16 protein-coding genes are annotated in these 20,148 nt (G+C 36.0%); 6 read left to right on the plus strand and 10 right to left on the minus strand.

What is annotated here, in order from left to right:
- Window positions 1-7 precede the first annotated feature (7 nt).
- The 6 genes from MHI02_RS00090 to MHI02_RS00115 all read right to left on the minus strand — a co-directional run bounded on the left by MHI02_RS00090 (window position 8) and on the right by MHI02_RS00115 (window position 6,346).
- On the minus strand, window positions 8-385 hold the full coding sequence (locus MHI02_RS00090; RefSeq protein WP_047185140.1) for a RidA family protein: 378 nt from the start codon (window positions 383-385) through the stop codon (window positions 8-10).
- A 58-nt stretch (window positions 386-443) separates the two neighbouring features.
- Window positions 444-1,073, minus strand: coding sequence for a lysozyme family protein (locus MHI02_RS00095; RefSeq protein WP_047185141.1), 630 nt, complete (start codon window positions 1,071-1,073; stop codon window positions 444-446).
- A gap of 109 nt (window positions 1,074-1,182) precedes the next feature.
- On the minus strand, window positions 1,183-2,526 hold the full coding sequence (locus MHI02_RS00100; protein ID WP_204798373.1) for an MATE family efflux transporter: 1,344 nt from the start codon (window positions 2,524-2,526) through the stop codon (window positions 1,183-1,185).
- Window positions 2,527-2,666: 140 nt separating this feature from the next.
- Complete coding sequence (locus MHI02_RS00105; RefSeq protein WP_341165545.1) at window positions 2,667-4,685, minus strand: TRAP transporter permease; 2,019 nt, start codon at window positions 4,683-4,685, stop codon at window positions 2,667-2,669.
- Entirely contained in the window at window positions 4,678-5,208 is a 531-nt protein-coding gene (locus MHI02_RS00110) for a DUF1850 domain-containing protein (protein ID WP_328150105.1), read from the minus strand. Before MHI02_RS00110 ends, MHI02_RS00105 begins: the two co-directional genes overlap by 8 nt.
- 127 nt (window positions 5,209-5,335) lie before the next feature.
- Window positions 5,336-6,346 (minus strand): TAXI family TRAP transporter solute-binding subunit, encoded by a 1,011-nt coding sequence (locus MHI02_RS00115; protein ID WP_047185145.1) that lies wholly within the window; start codon window positions 6,344-6,346, stop codon window positions 5,336-5,338.
- Between the two features lie 324 nt (window positions 6,347-6,670).
- On the opposite strand from MHI02_RS00115, the gene MHI02_RS00120 reads away from it, so the two are divergent.
- Window positions 6,671-7,948, plus strand: coding sequence for a hypothetical protein (locus MHI02_RS00120; RefSeq protein WP_341165546.1), 1,278 nt, complete (start codon window positions 6,671-6,673; stop codon window positions 7,946-7,948).
- A 143-nt stretch (window positions 7,949-8,091) separates the two neighbouring features.
- On the opposite strand, the gene MHI02_RS00125 is transcribed toward MHI02_RS00120, so the two are convergent.
- From MHI02_RS00125 to MHI02_RS00140, 4 genes are all read right to left on the minus strand, one after another.
- A complete protein-coding gene (locus tag MHI02_RS00125) occupies window positions 8,092-11,268 on the minus strand; it encodes a DEAD/DEAH box helicase (RefSeq protein ID WP_047185147.1) in 3,177 nt (1,058 codons plus the stop codon).
- Between the two features lie 274 nt (window positions 11,269-11,542).
- Window positions 11,543-12,727 carry an MFS transporter gene (locus tag MHI02_RS00130; protein ID WP_083452567.1) on the minus strand — a complete coding sequence of 395 codons (1,185 nt, stop codon included), beginning with the start codon at window positions 12,725-12,727 and terminating at the stop codon, window positions 11,543-11,545.
- A gap of 574 nt (window positions 12,728-13,301) precedes the next feature.
- Window positions 13,302-13,883 carry a superoxide dismutase family protein gene (locus MHI02_RS00135; RefSeq protein WP_060668115.1) on the minus strand — a complete coding sequence of 194 codons (582 nt, stop codon included), beginning with the start codon at window positions 13,881-13,883 and terminating at the stop codon, window positions 13,302-13,304.
- Between the two features lie 131 nt (window positions 13,884-14,014).
- The gene (locus MHI02_RS00140) at window positions 14,015-14,533 is read right to left on the minus strand and encodes a DoxX family protein (RefSeq protein WP_047185150.1); all 519 of its coding nucleotides are present in this window, start codon (window positions 14,531-14,533) and stop codon (window positions 14,015-14,017) included.
- A 235-nt stretch (window positions 14,534-14,768) separates the two neighbouring features.
- Between MHI02_RS00140 and MHI02_RS00145 the strand changes: the two genes are divergently transcribed.
- The 5 genes from MHI02_RS00145 (at window position 14,769) to MHI02_RS00165 (ending at window position 20,143) form a co-directional block, all read left to right on the plus strand.
- Entirely contained in the window at window positions 14,769-15,701 is a 933-nt protein-coding gene (locus tag MHI02_RS00145) for an ABC transporter ATP-binding protein (protein ID WP_341165547.1), read from the plus strand.
- Window positions 15,685-16,935 (plus strand): ABC transporter permease, encoded by a 1,251-nt coding sequence (locus MHI02_RS00150; protein ID WP_341165548.1) that lies wholly within the window; start codon window positions 15,685-15,687, stop codon window positions 16,933-16,935. The genes MHI02_RS00145 and MHI02_RS00150 overlap by 17 nt, the downstream gene beginning before the upstream one ends.
- Before the next feature lie 88 nt (window positions 16,936-17,023).
- Window positions 17,024-17,932, plus strand: coding sequence for a DMT family transporter (locus MHI02_RS00155; RefSeq protein WP_341165549.1), 909 nt, complete (start codon window positions 17,024-17,026; stop codon window positions 17,930-17,932).
- A 324-nt stretch (window positions 17,933-18,256) separates the two neighbouring features.
- Window positions 18,257-18,790: a flavodoxin family protein gene (locus MHI02_RS00160; RefSeq protein WP_047185154.1), complete on the plus strand. Its 534-nt coding sequence runs from the start codon at window positions 18,257-18,259 to the stop codon at window positions 18,788-18,790.
- A gap of 240 nt (window positions 18,791-19,030) precedes the next feature.
- Window positions 19,031-20,143 carry an N-acetylmuramoyl-L-alanine amidase gene (locus MHI02_RS00165; protein ID WP_244986944.1) on the plus strand — a complete coding sequence of 371 codons (1,113 nt, stop codon included), beginning with the start codon at window positions 19,031-19,033 and terminating at the stop codon, window positions 20,141-20,143.
- Window positions 20,144-20,148: the final 5 nt, after the last annotated feature.

Raw genomic sequence — 20,148 nt, forward strand, 5'->3', positions numbered from 1 at the left:
CTATAAGTTATTTAGTGTAGGCTATGACATCCATTTCTACCAAAACATCTTTAGGTAAACGACTGACCTCAACTGTTGCTCGTGCTGGATATGGCTTTTCTAAAAAACTGCCATAAATTTCATTCACTTTCGCAAAGTGATCCATATTTGCTACAAAAATGGTGAATTTCACTACTTGTGAAAAACCTACCCCAGCTTCTTCTAGAATAGCTTTTAAATTTTTTAATACTTGTTCTGTTTGTTTTTCAATTCCTTCCACTACTTCACCAGTTTCAGGATTTATAGGAATCTGTCCAGACACATAAACAAAATCCCCTGCTTGAATCGCTTGTGAATATGGCCCAATTGCTGCTGGTGCATTTTCTGTATGTATTTCTTTTACCATTTTTTCATCCTCCTTTTAGTAATAGCTATATATATTTATACTACCAGTTTCTCATTCCTTATTCCAAATCTAGCCCTTCCTTATATTCCATAACAGATTGAACATAATAAATATCCCCATAACAAGCATTGTATTGCTTTGCTTCTTCCCTCAAACATGAATAAATAGATTTATCAGAAGCATTTTCGTACATTTTTTGAGAAAAATCAATGGCTATCTCTTCTGAGTAACTTCCCGTTTCTTCTAAGACATAATTTATAAAACCTCTGCCAAAATTATAGGACTGAACAGCTAATTCTAGATCCCCTTTAGCATCGTCTAATACTTCGGAAAAGTAATAGACTCCTTGTTTAATAGATTGTTCAGGGTCCTTTATGCAACCTACCTTTCCGCAGTAGCTTTCAGAAGATTGCATAGGATCATTACCCCTTCCGCCAGATTCTTGCATCATGATGGCTAGTAAAACATCTATATACGGGGTTACACCATACTCTTTTGCATACTTTTCCACAAGTGGACGATAGTCTTGAACTTCTTTTGTTATTTGTGGATAACTTTCCTGTGGATTAGTAAAGTTAGCCACATCATTCTTCGATAGAATAGAAACAAAGCTCATGACGCCAAATAACACAACGCAGATGAAAAATACTTTACCGATTGATTGCTTCGTCTTTTTATTACGTTTCATACTTTCACATTTCCTTCTTCTTTTCTACTAAAACACTATTTATCCACAGCTATACTTACTTATGCACAATAATTGATAAGTTATCAACAATTTGTGTACAGGTGTGTGATTATTTACTCGTTTCAAACAATTCCTTTTTCCGCCATTTTCCGTAACGGAAGTACATAAAAGCAAATACACTACTTATTAGAAAACTCGATCCCATACCAAGCGCAATACCTATTTCTCCAAACAGTTTAGATAAAAAGGCTGTTAAGGGGAACCGCAAAATCCAAAAGGAAATTATATTTAATACTAACACTTGATACATCGCACCAGCAGCACGTACAATTCCATTTAAAACGAAATTAATTCCCAAGAACGGATAACATAATGCAATAATCTGTAAGTACATTTCCCCAAATTGTACTGCCGTATCATCACGTATAAATAATTTCATCCCAAATTCCGCAAAAAATAAAACAAGAACTCCAACAAATAACATAATGGCAAAGTTATACAAAACACTATATTTAGCTATTTTACTTACCCTATCCCAATTCTTCATTCCAATATTTTGTCCAGCCATACTCGTTACCGCTGCACTTAATGCGTGAGCCGGAAGTAACAGTAAACTATCAAGTCTTTGTGCGGCACTAAATCCAGCAACTACACCGGAACCAAATGTTGTTACGACACTCATAATAGCAGCAGACCCGGCGGATATGACGGCCATTTGTAATCCAGATGGAATACCTAAATGGAAGATCAACCGTGCCTCTTTCCAGGAAGGTAATTTTGGTAAGGTAAATGGCGCGAGCTTTCTTTTTAAGACATAAACAAGCCCAATAAGAAAGGCAAATCCTTGAGATGTGATAGTTGCAATCGCTGCACCATCCACACCCCAATTAAAAACAGAGATGAACAATGGGTCCAATACGACATTCAGTAACACCGCAATCGTCACAAAGTACATTGGGGTTTTACTATCCCCTATAGCACGAAGTACCGTGCTAATGAAGTTGTATCCAAACAGAAATAAAATTCCTAGAAAATTTATACGTAAATAACGATTAGCCTCTTCCATCATTACTTCAGGCGTACCTAATAGAGACAATAGCCCATCCGTAAAAATAAAACCCAATATACCTAATACTAACGCCATGGCAGTTATAATGACTACAAATGCATTTAAATAACTTACCAATCCTTCTTCATTATCACGACCTTTTTGCTGAGAAAGAATCGTTAATGCTGCATTGTTTAATCCAATAATAAAAGAAAGAACTGTAAATATAATCGTACCGGAAACCGCTACAGCACCTAAAGCATTAGCTCCAAGTAAATTCCCAACCCACAGACTATCAACAAATTGGTAGGACGTTTGCAATAAGTTGGCAATTAGAATGGGACCAGAGAAACCAATGAGTTGCTTTAAAATATTTCCTTGTGTAAAATCATACTGCTTTTTCATTCTAAAAGCCTCTTTCTTTTATATATAGGACACAACGAATCTATTTGTTATTACTAATATATCAAAAATACGTAATAGTCTCTCGCCAAAAAGAGAAAAACTCGGCATTTTAAAATCAATGCCGAGTTTTCTAATGCATATTAAGCACTTACCATTTTTTCCTTATCGTTATCCTTATCTTTTGTCATAAATTGAATTGCCACTAAGACAACAAATATTCCAAAGCCTATAAAATCTGAATACCCTTCTGGATAGATTAACATCAATCCTGCAATAACCGCAATGATTCTCTCAACCCAGTGTAGTTTACGGTACCAGTACCCAATTAACCCGGCACCAATTGCAATCATACCAATGATAGCGGTGATTAATGATATGATTACTGCCCCAGCGGTTGCGTCGATCATCAATAGGACTGGATTTAATATAAACATATATGGAATAATATATGCTGCAATCGCAAGCTTCGATGCATTTAGAGCTGTTCTTATTGGCTCTCCACCAGATATTCCCGTTGCAGCAAATGCAGCTAAAGCAACAGGAGGTGTTATATCTGCTACAATACCGAAAAAGAACACAAACATATGTGCAGCTAAAATAGGAATCATGACGGGTAATTGGTCGTTTAATGCAATAATAGCAGGTAGGGCAATGGTTGAAGTAATGATATAGTTAGCGGTTGTAGGTGAACCCATTCCTATAATTATGGATGTGATCATCGTGAACACTAAGGTTAACATTAACTGGACCTCAACTGAATTTGCAAGTGTACCTGCAAGATCAACTAAACCATTCCCAAGTTTCAAACCTAATCCGGTTTTAGTTACAACACCAACAATAATACCCGCACAAGCTGTTGCAGCTGCAACACCTAAAGCTGTACGTGCGCCATCCGTGAGCGCAGTAATAATCTTGCCAAACGTGAATTTACCTTCATGTAAGAACATATTTGTATCTTTACTAAACATACTTACAGCAATGGTAAATAGGATCCCATAAATTGCTGTTCTTTCAATACTAAAGCCAGCAAATAAGAAATATACGATAGCGAAGATTGGTACTAATAAATAAACCTTCTTCCATACTTCTTTTCTATCTGGCATTTCCTCTTTGGAAAGTCCCGTTAAGCCCAATCTCTTTGCTTCAAAGTGGGTCATAATCCATATTCCTGCAAAGTAAAGGATGGCGGGAATCGCTGCCGCCTTTGCAATATCCCAATAAGGAACACCAGCAAATTCAATCATTAAAAATGCAGCTGCCCCCATAATTGGCGGCATAATTTGCCCACCAGTAGAGGCTGCGGCTTCTACTGCACCAGCAAAGTTTGGTTTATATCCTAAACGTTTCATCATTGGAATCGTATAGGATCCAGTTGTTACCGTATTTGCAACGGAACTTCCAGAAATCGTTCCATTTAATGCACTTGAGAAAATAGCTACCTTTGCAGGACCACCAACACGACGCCCAGCTATTGCAATAGCTAAATCATTAAAATATAATCCTACACCACTTTGGACAAGGAATGCACCAAATAGCAAGAATAAAAAGATGTATGTGGAAGATACTTGTAACGGTGTACCTAAGATACCCTCTGTTGTAAAGAACATCGTATTAATTAATTGACCTAGATCAAGTCCTCTATGCGCTAGCATTCCTGGCATATACGGTCCAAAATAAGCATAAAGGAGAAATATAATTGCAATAATCGTTATTGGAAGACCTACTGCACGTCTTGTAGCTTCAAGAACGAGTAATATAGCTATACCGCCGATAATCATTTCGGCATTATCAATACCACCTACTTGTTGTATTAGCTTATCGTAAAAGACAGGCCAATAACCTGTAACAATGATAGATAAAACAATTAAAATCCAATCATACCAAATAACTCTATCTTTTTTCATTCCACGCTTAGCCGGGAATAGAAAATAGATAAGTGATAAAGCAAAACCTAAGTGAATCGTTCGTTGAATATAAGCTGTGAATACTCCGAATGCACCAGTATAGAGTTGGAATAGTGAAAATGCAATTAATCCGATGAATACGATCCAACCCGCAGCTCCAGTCAGTTTCCTTGTGTTTGATTCCACATCATACTTTTCGAGCAATTTCTGTTGTTCTTCCTCTGTTAATTGCTGATTTTCCTTTTGTTCACTCATGAATCTCCACTCCCCCCATCATTTCCCATAGTGAAATACTTTTTACTTTAATCGTAAACCAAGCCCCAGGCTCAAAGTAATCATTGAACCAAACCATATGTTGGTCTTCATTATCTTTCGTACCCCAAACAAGGCGGTTTTCGGATACAGTTTTTCCATTACGTACTTTTATTTCCGGGAATACATTATCCATATTCTTTATATGATACTTTCCATCTTCGTATACAAAGGTCTCCCCTTCTTCAGCATTAGATGGCATCCCGATTCCAAATTCTTCATACACAAACTCATACTGTTTTATTTCTAAGTCTTTAGTTACTTTATATTTTTCAACGACATCTGTTAAGTGAATAGAATGTTTAAAGATTATTTGGAAAGTATCTCCTTTTTTAATAGGCAAAAAGGCTTCGATATTAGGTGTGTTTTCTTTATAAAACACTAATGCCGTTCGAATGGGAATAAACAAAGCAATGATTAAAATTAATAGCATTACGAAGGAAAGAAGTAATCTTTTATATTTCATTAGACTGTCCACCTATTCGATTCCTGAATATGTATAGAGGAACGAAACGGATTATAGTAAAAGAATGCCGGCAGCAAACACCTATATCAATAATAGGATTGACAGCCGGCCATTTAACTAATTTATATTACTCAAGTAATCCCGCTTCTTTAAAGTACTTCTCAGCACCTGGATGTAAGTCAACATCAATACCATCTAAAGCGGATTCTTTCTTAATAAACTCACCTTTAGAGTGAGAAATTTGATCTACATTCTCATAAAGAGCTTTTGTAATGTCATACACTACATCCTCAGAAAGAGAATCGGTAACCGCTAGCATAGCAAGTACAGCTACTGTATTTACATCCTCTTCAAGTCCATATGTTCCTTCAGTAATTGTATCTGCTGCATAATATGGGTATTTTTCCACCAATTCATCTATTTTTTCTTGTGCAATAGGAACGATACTAACGTCTGTAGTAGCCCCTAAACCTTCTACAGCACCAGTAGGAGTTCCAGCTGTAATAAATGCCGCATCAATATTTCCATCTTGAATTCCACCAGTAGACTCACCGAAGTCTAGGTTTTGAGCTTTAATATCATCCATTGTTAATCCATGAATTTCTAAGATTTGTTCTGCATTAATATAAGTTCCGGATCCCGGCGCACCAACAGAAACAGTTTTACCTTTTAAATCTTCTACTGATTCTATACCTGAGTTAGCATTCGTAACAATTTGAATAGTTTCCGGATACAATGATCCTAATGCTAGTACATTATCAACTGGTTTCCCATCAAATGCGTTTATCCCCTCAACCGCATTTGCAATAACGTCAGTTTGTACAAATGCAAGTTCTGCTTCCCCTTCTTGTAGAGAAATCACATTATCTGCAGAAGCATTTGAAGATACAGCGTCTGTTTGAATTCCTGTTTCATCTGTAATGATTTTCGCCATTTCTCCACCTAGTGGATAATATGTACCACTAGTACCACCAGTAAGCATACTTAAGAATTTTGGCTTTTCTGCCGCTTCATCATTTCCTGAATCAGATCCCGCGTCAGTTGTTGAAGCGCTATCATTACTGCCACCACCACATGCAGCTAAAAATAATGCCAGTACTAAAAGCATGGCAACTGACAAGAGTGTTTTCTTTTTCATAAAAACAATCCCCCTTTTATTTTTATAAAACTTACCAACCTTATTCTATTATACTCCAATTATAATTGTCAAATAATTCCCCATTTATGTACTGTTTGGAATTTACAATTTCCAAATCATTTATAGTTTATATGAAGGTACCTTCTTGACAATATTATGAAGATTCAATATGATAATAACAATGGATTATTAGTTCATTATCTGTGATAGTACCTATCACTTTTACAAGATGTTAAATAATAATTTTAATAGCTATTCTACAACTTACGAATTCTTCCATCATAGTATATCTATTATATAGTTAGAAAAGGAGTAATAAATGCTATGAACGTAAAAGCTGCTGTATTTGGAAGAGAAGAATCCATTGTAAAATTAAGCGAGATTGCCAATAGAGAGAATACAATTGAACTTGTCCCATTTACATATAGGAACGAAAGTGAAACAGCCGAATTAATTGAAAGGGCTTTCATTTGTGATGTTTACATTTTTACCGAAGCTCTCTCCTCTTTATATGTAAAAGACAGAATTAAAAGAAAGCGGTTACCTACTGTTTTTGTACAACATGATGAGCATATGACTCTTATAAATCTATTCTTGCAAAGGAATTCTGGATATTCTCTAAATCGTTTCTCCATTGATATCGATAACGAAAATGTAGTGAAAGAAGTTCTTCGCGATTTAAAGATTAACAATAATGAAATCTATATCTATGATTACGGGCTAAAAACAGATCCTTCCGTTGATTCCATCGTTGACTATCATTCCAAGCTTTGGTCGGAAGGAAAGATTGATTATGTTATTACTTCGGTTAAAAGTGTTGTCGACAAATTAAGAATAATGAATATACCAGTTCACTCCATGGTAACTCCGGAAGCTAACTTAAAAAAGGTGTTAGAACAAGCAAAATCTATCATTCGATTCGATTCAAACATCGGTGCACAAGTTGTAAGTGGGCATATTCAAATTAAAGATCCAAATACGATTTCTAAACAGAAATTAAAAGAAGTAATGGAAAAATTATCAGTGATTCTTGAGAAGTTTAGTAAAAAAACCGATGTATCCTTCTATCAGGTCAATGATCATGAAATTATTCTTTTCGGTACAAAAGCACTAATACACCATTTAACCAATCATTATCGTGATTTTCCTTTACTTAGAGAAATTAAAAACGATCTTAAAGTACCTATGAATATTGGGTATGGACTAGGGCTAACTGCCAAGCAATCTAGTATCAATGCGAAGATTGCTCTTGAAACATGCAATGGAGCAGATGACAGCAAATGCTATATCGTAAATGAAAGGCAAGAAGTGATTGGGCCGATTGGGGTTAAAAAGGAATTCGATGCATCCAAACTATATCACGCGCTTATTCATAAAGCTCGATTAAATAACGAACTATCCTATAATTTTATTGACTTTATCCGTACGCGAAATAATGAACCATTCTCCTCCAATGATATTGCTAATTATTATAAAGTGACAAAAAGGAGCGCAGAAAGAACAGTTAATAAACTATTAAGTGGTGACGTTATCCGCGTGTCAGGAGAAGAACGCCCATACCAAAAAGGAAGACCGAGAAAACTATTTACCTTAAATCAATAAGCTAAAGGCCAGATTCCTAAAGAATCTGGCCTTTGAAATTTAACTGTAGCGAGACTGTTTCCATTTCCGTTCGTCGCTACGAAGCATAGGAGGTGCGAGTACAGGACATCGTGTTCTTAGACTGTAAGGGGCTTACGCTTTTCTTATATGCTTAACAATTCCCGAACGTCATCTTCGCTTAGACTGGATAACATCGTCTCACCTGGTTGAATGACTTGGTCGATTAATTCACGTTTCTTCTGTTGTAATTCATAAATCTTTTCCTCAATCGTACCTTCCGTAACAAGCCTTATTACCTGCACGACATTTTTTTGTCCAAATCGATGAGCTCGACCAGTCGCTTGATCTTCTACAGCAGGATTCCACCACAAATCATATAGAATAACCGTATCCGCTCCCGTAAGATTTAATCCCGTACCACCAGCTTTTAAGGAGATTAGGAAAATACTCTTTTCTCCGTTATTAAAACGTTCACTCATTTCTACTCTGTCTTTCGCATGGGTTTGGCCACTTAAATAGAAATAATCAATATCTTCTTGATCCAATCTTTCCATAATGATTTCATGCATACTCGTGAATTGCGAAAAGATTAACATTCTACTCCCATTCGAAATAGTTGTTTTTACCGTCTCCATCAGTTGTTCTAATTTCCCCGATTGTCCTTCATAGTTTTCAATAAACATGGATGGATGACAACAGATTTGTCTTAACCTTGTCAGTCCCGCCAATATCTTCATGCGGTTCTGATTAAAACCACTTTTTTTTATTGTTTGAGCAGCTTCTTGCTGAACTTGCCTTAAATAACCAACATATAATTCTTTCTGATCTTTGGTTAACTCGGAGACATGAACCGATTCAATCTTATCAGGTAATTCCTTTAATACATCTTTCTTCAAGCGACGAAGAATGAACGGTCTTGTAATCATAGCGATCTTTTCATTGGATAATTGCTTAAAATTCCGTTGATTAGGCATTAATCCCGGTAGAATAACCTGAAAGATAGCCCATAATTCGTCAATTGAGTTTTCAATCGGGGTTCCACTTAGAGCAAATTTTCTAGTTGCCCGAACCTCACGTATTGCTTTTGATGTTTTCGTTGCGTAATTTTTAATATATTGCGCTTCGTCCAAAATCAGTGTTTGAAACGTCATTTCACGATAAAGTTCAATATCTTGTCTTATCGTAGCATAGGAAGTAATCCAAACATCCATTCCCTTTAACTCTTTAATCTTTTCCTTCCGCTCCCCGGGTGTCCCCGTCATAATAGCAACATTCAAATCTGGGACAAATTTTTCAAACTCATTTTTCCAATTATAGACTACGGAAGACGGGGCAACAATTAGGTGTGGACCTTCAACCACTGGTTCAGAAGCTATATAAGCAATACTTTGTAAGGTCTTTCCTAGTCCCATATCATCAGCAAGAATACCTCCAAGGTGATAATGACTTAATGATTTAAACCATTGAAACCCAGTTAGTTGATATTCCCTTAATGTAGCATGGAGGTTTTCTGGTAAGTCATAAACCTGTTCTTCAGGAGATTTTAGATGATGTAATAATTTACGATAAGAAGAATCGTATCTCTTATCGGTTTGGATTAATTCATCTAATTGCATTCCCCGATAAACAGGTACTTGGATATTCCCGTTATGGATATCTTGTTTCCCAATATCCATATCCTCTAAAAGTTGCTTAATAGAAGTAAACTTGTCACCTTCTAGAGAAAGTAGCGCTCCATCAGGTAATTTATAATAGCGTTTCTTTTCAATCACAGCGTCTAAAATCTTATTAATCTCTGAATTGTCCACTCCACCGATGTCAAAACCAATTTCTAATAAATTCGAGGATGACTCTAACCTGACATTTGTACTAGGGATTGGGTCTGTCTCCATTAGCATGTCGCGAATAGACGATGTTAAGAACAATTCCACATTTTGGTCTAAAAGTGGCATCACATAATAAAGGAAATCATACATATCCTCTTCATCCGCCGTATGGATATATAGTTCCTTCCCATTATAATGAAAATTAGCATGCTCAATAAGTTGCATAATATCTTGTTCTTTTTCCACATCACGAATGATGATAACATCGCCTTGTTTTCGTCCATTAAACGGATCAATCATGTGCTCACCATAATGATATTCCAATTTACCCGTGATCACATCGTCATTCATCTCTAAATACATTTTTGCTTTTAAAGGATATTGAATAATTTCAGAACGGACTTTTTCTGATGTTTCTACCTTTCCAACCTTTTTTAGGGATGGTAATACTTCCGATACAAATGTATCTGCTTGTTCCTTCGTAATCGGTAGTTTTAAATCTTCCATTCCAAATCCAATCATTTCTTGTACAATCGGTATTTGTTCCTTTTTAGGAAAGTAAAATGTCCCTTGAGCAAATAACACTTCATAAGAGCGGAAGTAAATTGCACCTTTCACATCTTCCATTGTTAACATTAAATCGTCATGAGTATTTTTTGTTAAGGAAAATTCAAAAGGTAATGCCTCTTCTTCAATACTTATATTCGTATATACTTCATTTCCAGATTCTACTTTAAAGTCTCGTTGATATAATTTCTCCAGAAGGGTCTTAAATAGAAATGGTGGAATGACGATATTTCGTAAATCATTCATATTTCCTTGATAATGATAGAACCGGAATCCTTCATAGATTTCCTCGTTCTTACGAATGGATTGTAGCATTTCAAAAATTTCTAGATCTTGGTCATGAAAATAATGTGTATCCGAACTATATGTGAATTTCTTCGTGAAAAAGTGCTCTCGATTCTCTAAAGCATCGGAGATAAATTCGTATGCATCCTTCACCACATAACGATGATTAATACCCGCCTTTAATTCAATTAAAATTTGATTATCATAGGACCATTTACAAATGTATTCTACATGCATTGGTATTTTTCCGGTTACTATTTCTGAGTATGCATTAGAATGGGTAACCGAAGTAATTCTCTCCATAAACCGTCCAGTTAATTGATAATCATAATTTTTTGTAGGATTCGAATTACCTTTTTCTTTATTAGCAATCGTTAATAAAGTTGCAACAATATGTTTACACGATCCAAATGTATCGAATGCTGGACAATCACAATACGTATGAACGAAGCCTTTGTCCATTTCTTTCATATCTATTTCAACAAAGTAATCCTCAGACCCATGAACAACTGCCGTCCAAACTTGATAATTAATATCATATAAGAGGTCACTTACTTTATTCTCTTTATAATATTGTAGCCCCCGCCTGTAAATGACAGATGGAAATAACTTTTGGAGATTAATATCACTAAGTCTTTTCAAAACATTAGTAACCTACCTTCTAAACTGACATCATTACCTTTATTTTATACGAGTCCAATGTTTTTTGAAACTTTTCCAACCTAAAATCCTATTATTACCAGGATTGGGGAATCTAGTTAGGATTATACCTGTTAGCTAGTATAGACGAGTACGCTATCAACTTTTCAATATTTTTTTATCCAACCTAAACGTGCAGTAAGATTCCCACCTCAAGCTTGCTGGGAAAAAGGAGGTAGGTGGGGGATGAAGGAACCCCCACTGATGGAAGCCTTCTTTATACTTTTTTTCTTGCCTTTCTATAAAGATAAACATATAAAACCATAGATAAAATGACAGAAAAAGCAGATGTTATATAGATCACTTCGTAACCAAATATTGCAATTACACCGAAAATAATAGCACCACAGCCAACCCCTAAATCAAAGAAGGAGAAAAATGTAGCGTTCGCCATCCCCCTCCTCCTCGCATTGGCCTTTTCAACCGCCCATGCTTGAAGGGCCGGTTGAACGCCACCAAACCCTAAGCCATATAGGGAAGCGGCAATTAAAAGTACCATGGTGTTTGGAAGCCATGCTAATAAAAGCATTGCTAAAAAAATAAGGAATGTTCCTGGTAGAAACACATAAAAATGACCTTTTTTGTCATAGAGTTTCCCAGCAAACGTCCGCGAGATCATTAGAAAAATAGCAAAGAAGAGAAAATAAAGTTCAATTCCCTTTACCCCATTTTCAAAGGAATGTAAAGGTAAAAATGTAGTAATACCACCGAATGAAAAGGTGATGAAAAACAGGAGAATAGAAGGTTGGATTGCTGTTTTCTCAAAAATATCAAATTTTATCGTAGTCGTTTTATGTTCGGATACTTCAACTTTTTTATAATGAATTTTAGATGCTAATAATAATGCAACCAACCCGAATGCTCCACATAATAAAAATAACTGTGTAAAGGATATTACTCCGACAAGGGTTAAGCCTAAGGATGGCCCAAAGGCTAAAGCAATATTTCCAGACAATCCAAAATAGCCTAGACCCTCCCCGCGCCGATTAGGAGGAATAAGGTCTGTCGCAACTGTACCACCTGCAGTTGTAGAAAACCCCCAACCAACACCTTGGATAATGCGAAGAATAATTAACACGAGCATGCTAAGAGCAAAAGCAAATCCGCCAACAGAGAAAACAAAGATAATTAACCCTAGTAAATATACAAAACCTCTACCTTTTGATTCCAGAATATGACCAGCATACGGACGGATTAATAAAGCAGAAAATGTGAAGATCCCAACAATTATTCCTACTAACTGGTCTCCCCCACCAAGTTCCTTCACAAATAACGGAATAGTGGGTAACGTCATTTGGAATCCTAAAAAAACAAAAAAATTGGCCATGCAGACTAATAAAAAGTCACGTGTCCAAATTTTACCCTCCTCTTTTAATTCCAATCCCTTCGATAAAGGTTCCATACATGCCACCCTCTCTAAAGACGGAAAGTTCATTTCTTCGGGAAACTCAAGCGGTCGCTATAAGGCCATTGTGAATACTTTAGCCACAATTATACAGATAGAAGATTTGATTGATTTGATTTTTTCTATCTGCCACTAAAGAAAATGAACTGTCTTTAAATATATTCTGTTTTTGTATATATTAGATACCCATCATCATTATACACAATTTTGTATTTACAATAAAGTCCAGGTATTCAGAATAATTTGTTATAAATTAAAATTGCACTGCTTGATAATTAACAGGTACCCTATTCGGGAGCAATACACCCTAAGATTTAAAACGGATATTTCAATTACTATTCCACATCTAAAGTGTCGGCGATTTTGTGGGTTAAAAAGTAAAAGATTCATGTCACGGACAAATTTCATTCTCTTTACGCCTCAAATGGCCGTGAGACTGACAAAATGCCCTTTCAACATCCCAATTTGTCGTTATTCATTATAAAGTATAAATAGCAGAGGCAAATTCTCTTACGAATTGCTCTGCTATTGAATGTTTCTGTGACTAACATTACTTTAGAAGTAGCGTTGTTTATTCAATTACTCCACACGCAATTCTATCTCCCGCATTTCCTGCTGGTTGGGAAACATAATCATCTGGATCCGAATGAATTACCAAAGATGTACCACCTTCTTTAAGTAAGGAGTTCTTCTTCCCTTTTTCCAAGGTGACCATATCTGCCAACGCTTCTATAGAAAGCTTACCATTTTCCCCTACATTAATATTCTTTAAATCACCTGCATGTGGACCTTCTGGGTTTTCAAATCCATGCTTTTTACCTGTTGGATTAAAGTGCGCTCCCGCAGATTCGAATGTCGGAGCAATACATGATCCATTTTCGTGAATATGAAAACCATGTCCACCAGGAGGTAAATTTTCCCCTTTAATTGAAATATTTACTCCACTGGATTCTGACTCCACAAGCGATGCGTTAGCAACCACTTCCCCATCACTATTTTTCAGGTCAACAAGGACATTTTTATTAACCGTTGAATTTACTTCTTGGTGTTCTGGCTCTTGTGAATTCCGATTTTCTTCCTTATCTTGTGTTGTCTGATTGCAAGCCATTAGTACGGTTGATGTAAGAAACATTAGTAAAATAAAACGCTTCATGGCAAAATCCTCCATCTATTTTTAATACCATTTTTGCCATGAAACATTTTTTTAAACAAAATGGGGGTAAATTCACTTTTCAATATATTCATCCCAAAAGAACTAGCCCCTTTTTACAGGGCTAGTTCTTATTATACAACTACAACTTCTTCTTTTTTGACTTTGTTTTTTCCAAATGGAGTGTGGTCTTTTATGAATGGAATAACCCATCTATCTAAACCGTAACGTCCTGCGTTGAATCCTGCTACGATTAAGAATACGGTGATTAATACCATTTGTGCATTTGTGCTTACTGTTCCACTGAATAAAAATGCGAAGTTCATCGTGATACCCATTAATGCTGCGAAGTTAGTGAAAATACCTAAGATGAGTGCTGTACCAACTAATACCTCGCCCCACATAACTAAGAAACTAAATAGTTCCGCATTTGGTAGTGCTACCGCTTCTAAGAATGTCGCCCACCAACCTTGGACTGCTGGATGCTCTCCACCCGCACTAGCTATCGCGCCTTGTAAAAAACCACTTGCATCAAATCCGCCACTTGTTAATTTACCAATTCCCGCCGTTATCCATGTATATCCAATATAAACTCTTAATACCGTTAAAATCGCTGCTACTATTTTATTATTGCGAATGAATTCCATAATCATGTTGATCCACTCCTTTATTTTATTGTTCAATGTTTCACAATATATTGTGTGTTTCTTATTACATTTTCATCATACAATCATTCATTACTTTTGGAAATGTGTTTGCTCACTATTTCACAATTAGGTCACAATGTTTTGAACAAAGTATGAACAATAATTTTGATACTTTTTGAAACCTATCCACTTTTCCTTTCGTACTACAAAGCATCAAGCCAAAAAGAAAGGATGAAATGACATGGAAGTTATGTTAACGGTTGAAGGCCTTGAGAAGTCATTTAAAGATAAAAAGGTTTTAAAAGGCATTTCATTCGAAGTACGGAAAGGGGAAATTATGGCAATCCTCGGTCCAAATGGTGCAGGCAAATCTACAACGATACGAAACATTATGGGAATTATGTATCCTGATAAGGGATCCGTTACATTTCATCAACATAACGGAAAAGGGATTCCAAGAGAAAAAATCGGATATTTACCAGAAGAACGCGGACTTTATAAAAATGTCAATGTCATGGATATTTTACTTTATTTAGCCGATCTAAAAGACTACCCACTACATAAAGCCAAAGAACGAGCACTCATGTATTTAAAAAAGTTTGATCTAGAAGGAAAGGAAAAGATATCTGTTGAGGAATTATCGAAAGGAATGGGTCAGAAAGTCCAATTCATTTCCTCCATTATCCATGAACCTGAGCTCCTCATATTGGATGAACCTTTCTCCGGACTGGATCCAGTTAGTCAAGAATTATTTAAAGAAGAGATTAGAAGTTTAGCAGATAATGGGACCGCTATCCTTTTATCCTCACATCAAATGAATTTAGTTGAAGAAATGTGTGACCGCCTCTTCATGATTCAGCGTGGTCAGAAAGTGATATACGGTACATTAAATGATGTAAAAACAGAGTATGCTAACTTCAAATGTACGATAAGGGGATTAAACAATCACCATGAATTAGAGAACATCCCGGAAGTAATTAGAGTAGAAGATAAGGGAGAATCCTCCATTCTTTACCTTGAAAAAGATGTTGATCCTGGGAACTGGTTAAAACAACTCCCCGATAAAATAAATATTCATGAATTAAATATCAATCGGATTTCCCTTCACGAAATTTTTATTGATATTGCCACAGACAAAAACTTAATGAAGGAAGGAAGTGAAGTTCTTGCGTAATTCAATGAAAGTTGCTAAATGGGAAATCAAGCGAAATATGAAAAATAAAACCTTCCTTATTGGATTATTTCTCACCCCTATTCTCATTGTTGCCTTTATGTTTATTGGCAGTTTATTCAATGATGACTCAGAGGATTTAACTACTGAGCAAGTTACAGTATTAGTAAATGATCAACTAAATACGTTTGATAGCTTAGAAGAAACAATAAATCAAACAGCTTTAAATTTAGAATTAAAGAAAACTGATATTTCTGAAGGTGATGCCCAAGATGCTCTTATAGGCAGTGAAAATACAGCCTATATTTTTATAGATCAGCGTGCACTAGAACAAGGAATAGTACCCGTTTATACAAGTGAAGAAATAAATCCATATTTCATGGATCAAATCCAAGTTTTTGAAACTCCTTTAAAATCAATTCAATTAGAAAATTTGGGATTAACAGATGAACAGTTAGTCATGATTTCAAGCAATATTTCGTTTGAAAAGGTCGTATCAGGTGATAGGGATTCTGGTACAGAAAATAACTCGGAAGAAAGCTCTGGCCCTCCACTTGAGAAGATCATTCCAGGTATTTTTGCTGGATTTGTTATGCTATCTATTGTATTCACTGGAATGGCTATTTTCCAAAGCGCTTCACAGGAGAAAAAGGATAAAATTGCAGAAATTATCTTATCTTCATTAACTCCAGGAGAACTAATGAATGGGAAAATCATCGGTTACTTTGTTTTAGGTCTTATTCAAACGGTTGTATCGATTGCTATTTTACTTCCAGCAGCAATTTGGAAAATTGATTTCCCATTTATGGAGTACTTATTTGTACCTGAACTTGCTTTATACCTCTTTATTGCTATATTAGGATATCTACTCTTTGCTGCAATATTTGTTGGGGTTGGAGCAACAATGGCGGATATTTCAACTGCAGGGAACTTCCAAGGATTTGTCATGATGTTACCTTTTGCTACTTTTATATTTATAGGGCCTGTTCTAGGTGATCCTAGTGGTCTATGGGCACAAGTTGGTACCTATATTCCTTTTACATCGCCAGGAGTATTACTTTTAAGACTTGTATTACTTGATCATTGGCCTTGGCTAGAAATAATAATAGCTTTAGCGATTTTATTAGTAAGTATAGTCTTATTTATGAAGCTTGCAGGGAAAATCTTTAAAGTTGGTATTCTACTATATGGAAAAAATGCTTCCGTTAAAGAAATTTGGAAATGGATTCGAGCATAAGTGCCATAGGAATCTATTGCATCCCCTTTCTCCCTCCGATATAATTTAGAAATATTGATTACTATAAAGGAATCGGGAGGGAGTTTTTTTGGCTCAAGGTAAAAGTCCGAAATCGATTGGGTTGCCGTTAACCATTTCCATTATCGCTATTTCCTTTTCGGCGATTTTCGTAAAATGGTCTGAATCCCCCGCTACCATTTCAAGTATGTATCGGATGTGGATTGCTGCATTATTTTTATTACCAATCGTTTGGAAAAAGAGAAATGAATTTAAAAAAATAACAAAAAGGGACTGGAACCTTCTCCTTGTTTCCGGAGCTTTTTTAGGTCTCCACTTTGCCTTATGGTTTGGTTCGTTAAAATTAACCACAGTGGCAAGTTCTACGATTATTCTTGCACTACAACCAATTGTTGCTGTTATTGGTGGTTTTATTCTTTATAAAGAGAGAACAAATATTCAATCTTTATTAACGATGGGCATCGCAGTGATTGGTGTTGTTATGATTGGTTGGGGAGATTTTGCTTTAAGTACAGGAGCTATCATCGGGGATATTTTATCTTTCTTAAGTGTAATCGCTGTTGTCATTTATTTATTAATAGGTCAAAGCGTTGTCAAAAAGGTATCACACTGGATTTATAGTTTCTTAGTTTTTACCTTTGCTGGAATCTTCCTAACCTTATACAATATTGGAACGGGCGTAAATCTAGCAGGGTATGAATTTAAAGAATGGGGAATCTTTCTTCTTCTTGCAATTGTACCAACTATATCCCACGTCATCAATAACTGGCTATTGAACTATGTTAATACAACAACGATATCCATGAGTATTTTAGGAGAACCAGTTGGAGCAAGTGTCTTAGCGTTCATCATATTAGGGGAACGCCTAACGGGCATGCAAATGATAGGCGGGCTCATTGTTTTAGTCAGTGTCTTTTATTTTTTAACCCGTAAACATAACTTAGAATCTCAAAATCCAACCGCAGTGGATAGTTTGTAATTTATTATTTATGGTTTATGAGAGTACAATCAAAGAGTCAAGCTACCATGTTCTTTTTAGCAAGTAAAAAGTATCAAAATCTTTTCTGTCTGGGGCTCTGATTACTCACCCCACCGTAAAGATTTGCATAAGTACAACTAAGGCATTCGCTAAAGCTTAGCGAATGCCTTAGTTTTCTAAATTCTTTACATGTTTTTCATTCCAAGTTCATATACTCTAATAACGTAATTATATATATTTAGGAATTGTTCTACAGAGAATATAGGAAACTTCGCCATTCTCTGTTACTTTTTAGGATCACAATCTACGCGGGGAGGATAATAAATGAAGGTAGTCACTATTCATGGATCAACGCGAGAGAATGGAAATACGGAATATTTGACATATAAAGCTGTTCCCAAGGATAAGGGGACTCATTTATATTTGCGAAATCATTTTATTCAACCAATAGTGGATGAACGTCATGCAAAAGATGGATTTAAACCTGTAAAGGATGAGCATAAAGACCTCATTCAAAAAATGTTAGAACATGATGTTATCGTCTTCTCAACCCCCATTTATTGGTATAGTATGTCGGGACCAATGAAGATATTTATAGATCGTTGGTCACAAATTTTGCGTGATCCGGAATTCCCTAATTTTAGAGAGGAATTGAAGAATAAAAAAGTATACTTAATTGCTGTGGGTGGAGATAAACCTACTATAAAAGGACTTCCACTCATCGAGCAATTTAATTATATCTGTCAATTCTATGATATGTCATTTGAAGGCTACGTGATTGGAAGAGCGAGTAAGCCCGGACAGATTATTAACGATGAAAGGGCTTTGAAGGCTGCATCTTCTTTACTAGAACTATAAAGAAGACTTCCATCAGTAGGGGGGTTTTTCTTCATCTCCGACTGATGGTTAGTCGCACTTATCGGACCTTTACGGCAGTTGATCTCCCGCCCACCTTCTTTGTTTTCCCGGAAGCTTAAGGCGGGATAAACGCTTATGTGAAACTAGGATGATTAAATTCATCCTTTTTTACTGTTGTCTTATCCTCCATTCCATAATATGATAGTAAATATTTCCAGTAATCATATAAAGGAGGTTATGATGAAGAATTTTCGACCAATCATTACAATCGGATTTATTTTATTAGTATTACTTATACCAATTACAGGACATGCGGAAAATGCAAAAACGTATGAAGTGAGTACTGGTGTCCTTAACGTTAGAAGTGAACCTTCACTTAACGCGAATACTCTAGGTATACTTACAAAAGGAAATCAAGTGGAAGTATTCCAAGAACAATATGGGTGGGTTCAAACATATTATCAAGGAAAAGAAGCTTGGATTGCAAAACACCATCTTATTCCATTAGGTGAAAGCCAAGTAAGTCAGGTAAAACAAGCAACTGTTTTATCTATTGAAACGATTACTATTACAGCGGATGGAGTAAATATTCGCTCAGGTCCAGGTGAAGAATATCCCGTTATCGGTTCCGCTTCATCAGGGAAAACATATGAGCTTATACATACGGAAGGTAATTGGCATAAGGTTTCCTTAAAAGGCGGTAAAACTGGTTGGGTTGCTTCCAAGTTAACGAATAAAAGTGCAGTAAATAATAGTGGGAATAGTGAAAAACCTAAAATAAATGCCAAAACATTATCTCCGAAGAAACAAAGTGGCTCCTTATCTGACCGTCATATTGTACTTGATCCAGGACATGGTGGTCGTGATCCGGGGGCAATTGGACTCGGCGGGATTTACGAAAAAAGCTTAACGCCGCCAATAGCAAATAGAGTTGCAGACAGGCTAAGAAATGCAGGTGCAAACGTAACGATTACTCGCGAAGGCGATTACTATGTATCTTTAGAGCAAAGAGCAGCGATTAGTAACTCGCATAATACGGATGCCTTTATAAGTTTACATTTTAATGCTTACCCAATTCTGTCTGCACAAGGAATTAGTACGTTTTACTATTCCCGACCAGGACAACAATTGGCAAAAAGTGTACAAGCTTCCCTTTATTCTAATGTAACATTATATAACCGTGGTGTTAAAAGAGAGGATTACCACGTATTGCGTAATACAGCAGCACCAGCCATTTTAATTGAACTTGGTTTTATAACTAATCCGCATGATTTGAATATTATTCAAACGGTAGATTATGAGCAACAAGTGGCTGAGGCAATTACAAGTGGGCTTATTGATTATTTTAATTAATTAAC

The sequence above is a fragment of the Oceanobacillus sp. FSL K6-0118 genome, from assembly GCF_038006665.1.
GTDB lineage: Bacteria > Bacillota > Bacilli > Bacillales > Amphibacillaceae > Oceanobacillus > Oceanobacillus caeni.